Genomic DNA, 12,367 nt, shown 5'->3' with positions numbered 1-12,367 from the left:
ATATAAAAAAACCACCTCGAAGGGTGGTTTATATTTTAATTAAAGAATATCGAGATTTATCCTGAACTGCTTGGGAGCTACACTCATTGAAATTTTTGAGATTAAATTGCAGCGATGCTCAACGGACAAATTTTTGAGATTAAGGCAGCTGAGCTAATGCACCATCGATTTCAGTCTTTATCAGGGAAATAAAACGTTCGGCAAGAATATGAACCTCTGTACAGGATGCAACATTGATATCCGTAAAATTCTTTTTAGCATATTCAATTGCCGTCTGAATAAATATTGGATGTTTGGATAGATGGAATCCACCATTTATTAGCTTCGCTAGTTCAGGCTTCCAGTTTGATGATTGCTCGTGTCCGCTGAAACTTGGACTAACATCATAAAAATGATAGTACAACCAAACTTCAAAGCAGGGATTACTCTGAGCCACCTGCCAGTTAAAATTAGCAGCATCTGCCCTAAGCTTATCAATCTTCGCTCCCCATTGGTCAGTATCGATAACAAACCAAACTTCGTCCTCAGCATTAAGCTCGTATTCTGGATTGGGATTATCTTTCGATTTAACAATTGCCAGCATTGCTGAATCCATTAAGCCAGATGGCGAGTTATTTCCCTGACTATCCGCAGGAACTGCCTCAATCCTGATCCTAGAATTTAAAAGATTAAAATAATTGAAATACTTTGGTTCTGTTTTACTCCCTTCGCAAAAAATCAAGAATAGTTTCGCATCCTTGTCCGGATCTTGCCGAACGTATGTTCTACTCCTGCTCAGCATATTTATGCCAATTTAAGTCCTGGAGATTTGCAATAAATGGAATTGCCCCATATCTACCATTCAGGTACCCTTTACGTATATCAATTGTACTATGTTCTTTGTAACTACTCAAAGAATATATCTGGGTAGCACCTTGATTATTTTTCTGAGCAAACCAAATCTCATCTGTCCGAAGAATATACTGATCTAAAAGATTAGACTCATGTGTACTGAACATCAACTGGCCTTTAGTCTGCCTATCAAGTGAAAACTTAGTCAATAACTCTTTAATTATGATTGGATGTACACTCCGCTCTATCTCATCTATCAAATATGTTTTCGGTGAATTGACCAAATCATACCAAGCGGGAATATATTCTATTAAACGGCGTGTTCCATCTGATTCTTCATGAAAGTTAAACGCAATTTTTTCATTGTTTTCTGAAATATGATTGAAACAAAGCCTTTTTGCAATTATCTCACCATCTTTATTAACAACATGAACTTCCTCCCCTGTCGTATCATTTACAACCTTTGCCACAGTTTCAGGGTTTTCTGTCAACTTATCGGTAATCCTTTTAATCCTTTCATGCTCATTATCTCCGAAATACTCTTTCGCAGACATATCTAAAATAAAAAAATCAGAAATCCCAGTTCCAAAAGAACACATCATATCAGAAGCGAAAGCCTTAAAGCTTGTATCCTCATCAAAGAGCACAGGCAATGATGTTACCCGGGTTTCTGGAAAAATGATAACAAGGAATTCATCAAACCATTCAAAAGCCTCCCTGGATAGTCCAAATGCTTCGTGAGATAAACCATTGAGTAAAAAGAGCAATGATTTATTAGCTTTCAGCAAATCCTTTGTAATAAGATTAGCGTAAACCGAATTATCCCTTTCATCCATAAATCCTTCATGGAAAAGGACCTTAGTCTCAGCTCCTTGAAGCGTCCTATTAAAAATAACATTGTCAATATTATCTTTCCCTTCAACATTACAAAGATACTCCTCTACGACCTTTCCTTCATTTATAGCAATCGAATAATAAAAAAGCTTGTGCTTAAAATAAAATTCAATTCCCAGTTCTACCGGCAAAGAAAGATTTTCTACAGCTAGCTTATATTTTTGCTCCCTTAATTTGAAATGAATATTTCCTGTGGTTACAAACTCTCTGAGTAAGGCGACTGATTTGATAAGATTGGATTTACCTGAGCCGTTAGCGCCATACATTGCAGACAACTTTAGCACCTCTTTATCGCCTAAAGCGTATCTATGAAATTTTAGCCTTGAAGCTTGGCTTGGAAGAAAGTTAAATTCCGTTTCATCGTTAAATGAATAAATATTTTTTACAATTACTCGAACTATCATTATCGTGATATTTTCACAAAAATAACATATATTATTTAATTATTACGAATTAAATATCTTTATTGATAATATTATCGTGAAATTATCACGATAAATTAATTATCTAAAAAGTTTCTGCCTGCATCACATCCTTATATTTTATCGGTAAAACAACACTCCTCCCCGATATCTGCCTCTCATTTAAATAAACATTAAGCACCTTACTCTCCGGAAAGGACGCCTTTTTTATTGCATAGATATTCCGATAGGCCTTTCTAAATTCTTTTAAGGGATAGAGCTGGAATACTGGTTTCACTTCAATAGACTGAACATTTGTAGCATTATTGATTTTTCTATCTTCAATCTTAAGCCTAAGTTCATCCACACTATAAGATAAATTTGTACTGTTGCTAAACCCCAAATCAAGAAAGACATAATCTCCGACAGTATATATCTGATTGAGGGCCAGACCAATTCCATTTCTTTTTTCTTCTATCAAAGGCTTTTTACTGCGATTTTTTAATATAGAGAGTGCATTTCGCCTTAACTCATTTCTAGAAAGTTCGACAGCAGATATATCCAAGGGCTTCATATATTCTGGCAGGATATCAATCTGCGAGCTAATAAATTCAATCTTATCTGTAGGCAGATAACAAAGGCGGTACTGGGCAATATACTTTTCTCCGACAATTGTAACTGTTCCTCCATCTTTTGAATCAAGTAGCTTGCCCACAGAATCCTTTAAGACCTGTAACCTCAGGATATTATCAACTGGCAAATCGCCTTTGATAGCCGGACTGGACAGATCCACATATTGAATCGGTTCAGGAGAGATAAAATGCAAAGAAACTGACTTTGATATCCCGATAACAGGTAAGTCAATTAGCTGTGTAGCGCCAAATGATTGCGCCTTAGCAGAAAAGAAGGCGATTAAAAGAATTATAAAAAGATAATTTTTCATAATGATTAATAAGAATTTTGTTTTTTCTGTAACTGTTCAGGGTCTATAAGTAGCACCTGGGTATTGTATTTGATTTTAGCTTTATTGGACCGTATTAGCTTTCCAACAGCCGAAGTTGTGGACTGAAACATTTTCTGTAGCATACCCATCACCAGCTGATTATTATTCTCAGCCATTTGCTGTAAACTTATCCCCTGGCTGCTGCCTGCCCCCAGGTCTCGTGAAAATTCCCGGAATGCAGATGCAGGGACGTAAATTCCTTTTAACCCATCCTTATCATAGAGTTCTAAATTGACAGGGATAATATTATCCGACAGCATAATTGAGCTAACATTGAGCAAAGCTCTCTGACCGGTAAAGCCAGTAATGACCGCATATAAATAATTACCTTTTGGAATTAGTATTTGACCAGCCATCATATCATCGAGCAGACGTATCCTGAGCCTTGAGCCAGAAAAACCTGTTATATCTTCATCGATAACAGCTGAAAGAAAAGCACTTTCGCTCTGATTCTTTACCATGTTAAATCCATGATACTTAAGCGCCTTTGTAGCCGGGACGGTGACTTTCGTAGCGAGTTTTGCCTCGGCTTCTTTTTTATTTTTTTCCTCGATAAGTTTTTTTCTGTACTCCGGATCATTCGCCTTACCCATACTATCTACTAAAGCCATCTGGGCTCTGAATATTTCCATAGCTCCGGGCTCGTTTTTTGGAAGTCTGGAGGGTTGTGCGGCCGGTTTATTGATTTTTGAAAGGGCTTCTGCTAGCGCCCTATCCTGGGCATAACTATCCTTTTGCCTCTTATCTGATAGGGCTGCTGGAAAATTTGTCTTGGTAGAGGCTGGACTAGCCTCCCCATACCTTCGTTTCATCACCTTATCAATGGAATCCAGCATTCTTTTTTCGCGCTCATTATAGAGGCTGCCGGCACTACCTCTTTTCTCTTCTTCATCATTCAATCCAGTAACCGCTGTGTATCCATCGGCATTTTTATATTCTGAACGGTAAGCCTCGAGCTTATCTGATAAGTGGCTGGATTTAACCTGTCTGGACACCCCTGCGACCTCCACCTGCAGAGAATCCTTGCCAACAATTTCCTTTTTTTCTTTAGCAAAACTATCCTGATAGACATAGAACAAAATGAAAAGAAACGGAAATATGAGGAGGGGTATTACGTACCGGGGCTTTTTAAAATTAATTTTCGTTTTCATATTTTATTTAGACTTTAAGGCGGACAGCTCTTGGAGAATTTTTCTAAAGGCTACACTGTCAGCAACGGTTAGTGAATCCCTTTTTAAGATTGCATCGAGTGAGTTTTGGGCAGCAATAACTCTATCTATCCTGTAAAACGTATGACTAAAACTCTCACCTGCCATTGTTAACGGCTTTGATACTGATGTATTTTGCAATGGTTTAGATGGTTTAACCGGACGGATAAATAAACATATTCCCAATGAAGCCATCATAAGCACCAGCATTAAAACGAAGATTGCTTCGGGCTGGGCTTTAATACCGGCTTTTAATATTTCAATCGGCTTATCTAAACTTTTATGAAATTCCCTTTTGATTTCTAAAATCAAATCAGGGCCTTTAGATTTAAAAAGCATTTTTATCCTTCGTTTCCAAATCTTTATTCTCTAAAGTTTTCCATCTGGTAATCAGCACCGCATGGGGATTATTATCAGAGCGAAGCTCTAAATCCTTTAAATATCCTTCTGTAATCAAGGACCGGATGATGGTGGAACTCCGCCTATCAATCTTTTGATGCCCATAGTAGCGGAAGTATTTTCTTTCCTTATCCAGGTAAATTGAATCCATCCGAATGCTAAGCACCGCAGAACTGGAGAGAATGCTGTTAAAAAAGCCTTTTTCTTTAAGGTTATTATACTGGGCTGCCCCACTCTCATCCACCAGATACATCGCTTGCTTCATCTGATACTCAATAAATTTATCATCTGGAGTGAGTGAAAAAAATAGCGAGTGAAACCTTGCTATATCTGCCCGGTATTCCGCTTCTCTATTGGTTTCGACCTCAACCCTTGAGGCGAGCAATGGCAAGTTTCCGGCACCCAATATGTATATGTTTTTCCTGGCATCACTCACCTGCCTATAAGCAAAAAAGCTTGTGACTGCGATAATAGCAAAGGATAGCAGTAGACTTCCGACCGCTAGCACAGTAGCCAGGCGGATTTTCGATTCAATTGATTTTATGATCATTCTTTTATCCTCCTAAAACACTTGCAGCCATACGTCCCATATTCGATGCATTCCTTCCCATTGATGAAGCGGCTGAACTCACTCCCGATGTAGACACTATCCAGGTAGAGATACTCGGAACTGTTAGCATGGTAAGCGCACCAATAATGAATGTTACTATCACCATGCCAAATGAAAGAATGCCATTTCCAGCAAACCAGCTTAATTTTTCCATTGAGGCTCCGGCCTCTCCAACCAATTCCTGGTATCGGGTTATTTCTGCCTCTAGGGCATAATGCTGAAACAGTGAAGCCACATACATTACCAGATAGGCAATACCTGAGTATAAATTAACTGAAATGAACCTTGCAATCCATGTAGAAAAAGAATCCCTAAAAGCAGGCAGGATACTGACGGCAACTGAAAATGGCCCAAGGATAATTAATATGGTAGAAAATATAATCTGAACAATGAAGATAATATAAACGCATATTCTAAGCAACCATATCGCAAGGGTTTCAAGCAGTGAAGTTGCCAGGAGCTGTAATCCGACCTGGAGCCTGTTTCTCATTTCCACAATTGGATTCCAGACCTCTGAAAAACCATCTTTAACTGAAGATTTGACTGAATCCCAGGCTTTCTCATACCAGGTATCCGCTTCTGCTTTTGCATTCTCTGTTTCTGCCTGCATGGTGAGAAGCTGATCTGAGACCTCGACCATAAGCTTTGCCCTCTGAAGCCTTAAGTTATTGATCTCCACCTGACTACCATCAAACATTGCTTCGGTTTTTGCTGCCACCACATCTGTTGGATAAGCAACAACCCTGGTAAATATTCCCCACCAAAGAATTATCATAGTAAGGGCAAATGGCCTCAAAAGCGGCATCACTTCCAATCCCTTATCTCCTGAAATCATCTCATAGGATTTGATAGCAAAATATATCAGCATAAAAATAGCTGCCAGCGCCTGGGCATCGCCAATAAACGCATCATAATGTGTCCAGATGGTATTTTTCATCTGTTTAAGAAAATGCATCATTCCTTCTTCATATACTCCATTCCCCTGCAGGAAATTGAAAGTATCTTTAAAAGAATCCGGCACAGAAACCGGGGCAGCCTGAAGAATAATCCCTAAAGGCTTAAATAAATTAAGATATGCCATAGCTATAATTTTGATTTTTTTAAGATTTCATCAGCAATAGCGATATCGCTTTTAGATCTGGATGAGCCGCCAATCTTTGATGCCCTTGATTTCACACTCTCCGCCTTCTTTTTTGCAGCTAGGTATCGCCGGGCTTTTTTTTTATTATCTTCCCAGAGCGCATCGAGTTTGCGCATCTCCGCTAACATGCGATGATAAGACATTATGCGGCTTCCTTTCTCTAGGTTTGTTTTCCTTGCGAGCTCCAGCCGCTGAGCAAGACTGGCGCGTTCGGTTAAATACCAGTCCAGTAGACCAGCGTCTTTGAGATAATCCTTTTCTTCTCTAGAAAGCCCCGAGAGGGGATTTACCTGTTCTGGATTTATCAGCCGCTCAAACTCATTTTTATAGTACAGCTGCCATAAGGGGTCTAAATCGCTAAGGTAGCCTAGGTATATTGACCCCTCTGATATAGCCGTATTAGAAACCGTATCCGCCTCCTTTTTATAAGCGTTATCCACCGTTTGCATTGCTGCAGCTAAAACTAGCCGCTGGCTTTGTGGTCCGACAGGTCCTAATGGCCGCAAGTCCGTTTTTGGATAATTAGGGTGCAATCCCCAGGTCAGCCAGTACTCTGGATTAAGCCCAAGGAAACCAGATGTAGGCGTAAATTTATCCTGGTCCCATTGTTTAAAAACCATCCTCTCCTGCTGATGGGTAATATGTTTATCCCTGATTTTCTTTTGCGCTATTAACTGCGTGGAAAGCACAAGGGAAAAGAGTGCAATAAATATTTTCATTATTTTTTTGGATTAAGTAAATGATATTGATTGATGATGTTATTGATGAGCTGCTCATCCCTATTGATAAAATTTTGATAAGGATTCAGGCTTCTGAAGATTCCTTTGAGCCGCGCCCAGTACATGGATTTTTCCATACTAAAGACCAGTGCACGAATAACCTTGAGTTCTAAGCTGATTTTTTTAAGTAGTGCATCCCGCTTTTCGAAATCCATTAGTAGGTTATCTCCTTCTTTTAGCACTAGCGTGGACACTTCTAAAAGCAGGTCATATCCCCTTCGCTTAGCATCAGCCGCTACACTTTCAGCAAAGAGCAATAAAGCTGGATTAGATTTAGCCAGCTCAACAACTTTAGCTGTACTAGCGGTTATTTCTATACATAAACCACCTATCTGCTGAACGGCGATGGCGGATTTCAAACCATCGTCAACTTCGCTCAAAGAGCGGAATATGATATCCTGAACCAGGACCACGGCTGATAAATTAAGCTGGATATCCGATAAGCGGCTGTTTATGGTATTGAGCAGACTATTATGAGTAAGCTCTGAACCCAGGCGGACGGCACCATTTTCATTTACGATATTAAAATGATCTCTATCAAAAACTACCCGCTGCGCTTTAGCTATAATGGGCAAAAGCGATAGCATGATTATTAGCCTTAACACTTTATGGAATAATTATATTTTCCCTTCGGATGATATTATCAATTAATGCCTTATCCCGGTTGATAAAATCTGGAAAGGGATTGAGCCTCTCGCTAGTCTTTTTAGATTTAGCATAAGCCATACTCATCAAAAGACCTTTTGAAGCTCCCGCAATTTGCCTAAGCTCAATTATGACCTGCCCGAAAAGTAGCTTTCTATCCGAGGACTTGATCTGGTGGATATCGCTGATGCTAAGCATTAGCGCATAGAGATAATTCAGCAGGTCATAAGCCCGCTCGCCCATATCAATTTCAGCATCATAGGCCAGCAGTAATAGCAGCGGGTCACTGGACACCAGGCTAAGCATTTTTTGCTGGTTTGAAATAATCTCCTCGACTAATGGGCTGGCTTCAAAACCAACCTTTAAGGCATCGACCGCGGTACCGATTATTTTAAACCTGGACATATTTTGCCGGTACTTTGATTTAAAGCTGCCCATTTCAGATTTATTGAGCTCTTCGTTTAACATCGCTGTAAGCTGCTTATCCCTTGCCTGATTTTGGCGCTCATTTTCCTGCTTACTCTCTTCAACCAACTGGTGCAGGAGCTGCACATTAAGCTGGGCTGGACTTGAAAAAGATATTCCAAGCAGCAAGGCCAATACTAATATTAGCATGATGTATTTTTTCATTTCTTAATTAATTTGGAATTGTTTAAGATGTCTTCTGCGATACGGTTATCGATATTGATGAAGCCCGAATAAGGATTTAAGGCGTTTAGCAAGCCCCGCTGCTTTGCCCAGTACATGCTTCTATACATACCATAAGCAACTCCCCTTAATATACTAAGCTCAGAGACTATACGGTTAAGCAATTTTGCCCGCTCGCCTGAATCCATAAGATTGGATTTACCACCTTGCAGTACAAAACTACTAACCTCAGTAGCTAGGGAAACTGACCTGTTTTTGAATTCTCTTGCGCCCGATTCAGCAAAAAGCAATAGTAAGGGATTATCTCGGGCGAGCAGCGTGGCTTTATTGATATCGATCACAATATCGTCAGAAATTTCGTAAATATCTTTTACGGCTAGCAGTGAACGCATAACAAAAGAGACCTCGGAGAGCCCTTTATAAATAGCCGCCTGCAAGTCGTTTGCCACCAGTAACTGGCCCGTGACCGCCATCTGCCCTCTCTGTATCAGCGTCAGGTTATCGTTAGTCTTATTCAGCTGGTTATTGATGACCCCTGAATGGGCGGCCATGGCACCAGCGGTCGCTGGATCAACATAAATCTGGGCATAAGAGTAGCTGCCCATGCTAAAAAGCAAGGATAATAAAACAATTGTTTTCATGATTATTTAGCTAATATTTTTTTAAGTAGTGGTATTATTAATAGCCGTTACGAATGCATTTAGTGAAAGTCCAGAAGCCCTGAAATCCTGAACAAAGGCTTTCACAGCCATCTCGAAATCGCCAAGCTTGTCGGCATATTTCTCTAGGGCCATTTTTTCAGGTTTTTCTGTGGTGTAGCATATATACTGCTCTAAAGACACTTCCACCCCATAAACCTCTCCATAAGCTCCGCGCTTGATGTATACTTCTTTGAATTTCCCTCTGCCCTTTTTATTATCAAGACCGTTGATGGTGAATATCTTTTTTTGTTCGACCTCGCTAAGCGAAAGCAATTTGGCGACTTCTGAATAATTGTCCTTGAATTTGGATTGATCCAATAAGCAGACTGTATCTGAATTATTGAGGATGCTATCCTTAACTACGGCGTTTCCCAATATATCTCCTAGTTCCTGGGTAACGACAATAGCCTCTCCCCAGAATTTCCGGACTGTTTTATAGAGGTATAGCAGATAACCACTCATCAGTGGCGATGCAATTGCCTTCCATGCCTCCTCGCATATCAAAGCTTTACGCTGGCTGCTTCGGTGTCTCATTTTTTGTAAAAAGACATCCATGATAATTAGGGTGACTATTGGGAAAAGTATTTTATTTTCTTTGATCGCATCAATTTCATAAACAATAAATCGCTGCTGGAAGAGTGAACTATCACTCTGCTCATTTAATAAGCTTCCAAACTCGCCACCCCTGCAAAACTTCCTTAGAACATAGCGGTATTCATCCAAATCAAAGCGGATACCATCCTGCTGCTTTATCTCAGCAATTTTATGAATGGAGAAATTGTAAAAGCTATCAAAATCTAGACGCAGTAATCCTCGTTTGTTCCCCCCGGTGAAATAATCTGCGTAGAAAGCTGTTATCACATTAGAAAATACCGCATCCTCAACCTGGGAGATTTCTCCATCCACCCCTTTTAAAAGTAAGCCTAAAAGTGTTTTTAAAAAATCCTTCTTTTCGACATTATACTCTTCTTCGCTTATCACAAAAGGGTTCATGGTAATGGGCTCTTTTTCCGAATATGTTTTATAAATACCTTTGAAATATTCGCATAAACCAGAATAGGAATGCCCTGTATCAATAATGACCACATCCATATTATAGCCCATCATCTGCTCTATCAGGGCATTCATGAAAAAACTTTTTCCAGAACCCGATGGGCCGAGCACAAATTTATTTCGGTTATTTATCCTGCCCGTGGTCATGGGTAAATCCGCGGGGTCTATGCCGATAGGTATGCCCTGCCTATCTGTGAAATGGATAAGAAAATCTGAACGTTCGGTCTTTTTAAGGCTCTCTTTAAAGAAATAGCACAAAGCCGCATCACATGTGGTAAGGAACCAATCATATTTTTTAAGTTCTGTAGCATTTCCGGGCAAGCAGCACCTGAAGAGCTCTAGCTGATTATAGGCATTTCTTGATGGAATGATGCCCAGTAGGAAAAGCTCTGATTCAATAAAGTTTGAAGCCTTGGAAATTTCATCCGCTTTTGCGCAGACTAGTAAGCTATAATGAACATTTACCAAAAGCTGATTTTCTCTAGCTACATCAACCATCAACCTGTCGATATCCTCCACGCACATTTTATTAGCGGGATCTGGAATTCCGGAATGCCTTTTGCGCTTAAGCTCGAGCTTATTGAGGATAATGGCCTGACTAGGAATTTCAATAAGCTGGTTATAAACCATGCAATCATAATTTTCCAGCCTATGCAGGAATGATAGATTATCCTGTGGAAAGTCTTTAAAAACCTGTCCGTCATTTCGGTTCTTAAAAGTTTGTATCTGCTCTGGGAGCTCAACTACATCTGTATCGACCAATGAAATTACCCTGCAAACCCGCTCCCCAATATTTAACTGCTTATCTGTAACCCTGAAATTATCCAGGCAAAGCTTACCAGATGAAAAATCCATACACAGCAGGCGGTGAATATATCTATCGATTTGCTGCTCATTTAGTACTTCTGGAGATAAGCCACCGCCCTTTAGTAAATCCAGCACTTTGTGAATAAACTCTAGATAATCCGCTAATATTTTAGCATCGTAAACATAAAAAGCTCCTTTTTTAACCTGGCGCGTGATGACTAGGTAACTTGAAATTTCGGTATAGGCTCGGTCTCTAAAATGCTGCTGAAAACTATTTGCAAGAAAAGAATGCTGGGAGGAAGGCTGAAACTTTTTTCTAGCAAACACATCCTGCTTTTGGATAATGTATCCTTCTCCTAAAACTTTTATAATATTGAGCAGCAAATGATGGTAACTTTCATAACGCTCGATACTAGCACTATACTCCTCTACTGGGTTTTCGATTTTTACGATGCAGGAAAACTCTCCATTCTGGCCATATAATAATGGGATATCTTTTTGCCGGGATATGCCAATATAGGGCAGGTTAAACTCCTTCCTTTTTTCCTTTTTCATAATGAATTTTTAATTTAATCGGATGAACGATTAGCCCTTTGCTTATGGATTTTGCATGCAATCCACCTTTCTGAGACTGGAATGTAATGGATAAGCCGGCTATGATGGAGATAATGGTAAAAAGCCCGCCCAGATACATATTGATTAGCGCACCTACAAGGCCTCCTGCAACTAATCCAACTGCTAAAGAAGCTATTGCCCAGAAAATGAACTTTCCCTTAAAACCGCGGTATACAAGGGGCTTTTGCAAGCCCTTGTATACTGAAAATGATTTCGCCATTTAGATTCCAAAAAATGCTTTAATGACCACTGATACCAATACAAGAAACAGGCAGGAGCCACCCCAACCCATAACCTCTTTATTGATGTCCTGATCGCCATTATTCCATTTAATATAAACCCTAACGCCACCGATAATCCCTACTACCGCCCCGATGGCCAGCGTTAATGAGGAGACTGGGTCGACATAGGCGCTTAAAGATGATGTCGCCGCGTTAATGCCCGTTGTACCGCCCGCTGTCTGGGCTTGAACGCCGCTGCTAAATAGCAATAGCAGGGCTAGGGCGTAAAGTTTGTTTCTTCTGCCTGTCATAACATTAAAAATTAATTTGAATAAATATTGATTTTCGGATTTAAGCCGAGGGCGTTTTGATGGTTGGCTGATTTCATTTAAGCTGGCATGCGGACTGATA

14 protein-coding genes are annotated in these 12,367 nt (G+C 39.9%); all 14 read right to left on the bottom strand.

From position 1 onward, the window contains the following. Positions 1-139: 139 nt before the first annotated feature. Entirely contained in the window at positions 140-781 is a 642-nt protein-coding gene (locus R2Q16_RS16245) for an RloB family protein (protein WP_316738473.1), read from the bottom strand. Then, the gene (locus R2Q16_RS16240) at positions 765-2,129 is read right to left on the bottom strand and encodes an ATP-binding protein (RefSeq protein WP_316738472.1); all 1,365 of its coding nucleotides are present in this window, start codon (positions 2,127-2,129) and stop codon (positions 765-767) included. The genes R2Q16_RS16245 and R2Q16_RS16240 overlap by 17 nt, the downstream gene beginning before the upstream one ends. Positions 2,130-2,232: 103 nt before the next feature. Further along, on the bottom strand, positions 2,233-3,069 hold the full coding sequence (gene traN, locus R2Q16_RS16235; protein ID WP_316738471.1) for a conjugative transposon protein TraN: 837 nt from the start codon (positions 3,067-3,069) through the stop codon (positions 2,233-2,235). 5 nt (positions 3,070-3,074) lie between these two features. Further along, entirely contained in the window at positions 3,075-4,280 is a 1,206-nt protein-coding gene (traM, locus tag R2Q16_RS16230; RefSeq protein ID WP_316738470.1) for a conjugative transposon protein TraM, read from the bottom strand. Between the two features lie 3 nt (positions 4,281-4,283). Next, positions 4,284-4,676, bottom strand: a complete 393-nt coding sequence (locus tag R2Q16_RS16225) for a hypothetical protein (protein ID WP_316738467.1) — start codon at positions 4,674-4,676, stop codon at positions 4,284-4,286. Beyond that, positions 4,666-5,286, bottom strand: coding sequence for a conjugative transposon protein TraK (traK, locus tag R2Q16_RS16220; RefSeq protein ID WP_316738466.1), 621 nt, complete (start codon positions 5,284-5,286; stop codon positions 4,666-4,668). Before traK ends, R2Q16_RS16225 begins: the two co-directional genes overlap by 11 nt. A gap of 4 nt (positions 5,287-5,290) precedes the next feature. Then, on the bottom strand, positions 5,291-6,427 hold the full coding sequence (locus tag R2Q16_RS16215; RefSeq protein WP_316738465.1) for a plasmid transfer protein: 1,137 nt from the start codon (positions 6,425-6,427) through the stop codon (positions 5,291-5,293). A gap of 2 nt (positions 6,428-6,429) precedes the next feature. Then, positions 6,430-7,206, bottom strand: coding sequence for a hypothetical protein (locus tag R2Q16_RS16210; protein WP_316738464.1), 777 nt, complete (start codon positions 7,204-7,206; stop codon positions 6,430-6,432). Beyond that, the gene (locus tag R2Q16_RS16205; RefSeq protein WP_316738463.1) at positions 7,206-7,853 is read right to left on the bottom strand and encodes a hypothetical protein; all 648 of its coding nucleotides are present in this window, start codon (positions 7,851-7,853) and stop codon (positions 7,206-7,208) included. The genes R2Q16_RS16210 and R2Q16_RS16205 overlap by 1 nt, the downstream gene beginning before the upstream one ends. A 19-nt stretch (positions 7,854-7,872) precedes the next feature. Beyond that, on the bottom strand, positions 7,873-8,541 hold the full coding sequence (locus tag R2Q16_RS16200) for a hypothetical protein (RefSeq protein ID WP_316738462.1): 669 nt from the start codon (positions 8,539-8,541) through the stop codon (positions 7,873-7,875). Beyond that, positions 8,538-9,200 carry a hypothetical protein gene (locus R2Q16_RS16195; protein ID WP_316738460.1) on the bottom strand — a complete coding sequence of 221 codons (663 nt, stop codon included), beginning with the start codon at positions 9,198-9,200 and terminating at the stop codon, positions 8,538-8,540. Before R2Q16_RS16195 ends, R2Q16_RS16200 begins: the two co-directional genes overlap by 4 nt. Positions 9,201-9,221: 21 nt before the next feature. After that, positions 9,222-11,675 carry a TraG family conjugative transposon ATPase gene (locus R2Q16_RS16190; RefSeq protein WP_316738459.1) on the bottom strand — a complete coding sequence of 818 codons (2,454 nt, stop codon included), beginning with the start codon at positions 11,673-11,675 and terminating at the stop codon, positions 9,222-9,224. Next, positions 11,647-11,955, bottom strand: a complete 309-nt coding sequence (locus tag R2Q16_RS16185; RefSeq protein WP_316738458.1) for a DUF4133 domain-containing protein — start codon at positions 11,953-11,955, stop codon at positions 11,647-11,649. The genes R2Q16_RS16190 and R2Q16_RS16185 overlap by 29 nt, the downstream gene beginning before the upstream one ends. After that, on the bottom strand, positions 11,956-12,267 hold the full coding sequence (locus tag R2Q16_RS16180) for a DUF4134 domain-containing protein (RefSeq protein WP_316738665.1): 312 nt from the start codon (positions 12,265-12,267) through the stop codon (positions 11,956-11,958). Between the last annotated feature and the right edge of the window lie 100 nt (positions 12,268-12,367).

The sequence above is a fragment of the Pedobacter aquatilis genome, from assembly GCF_032678425.1.
Classification (GTDB): domain Bacteria; phylum Bacteroidota; class Bacteroidia; order Sphingobacteriales; family Sphingobacteriaceae; genus Pedobacter; species Pedobacter aquatilis_B.
Note: the sequence above shows the minus strand (reverse complement) of the source record. Positions and strands in the feature narration are given on the sequence as shown.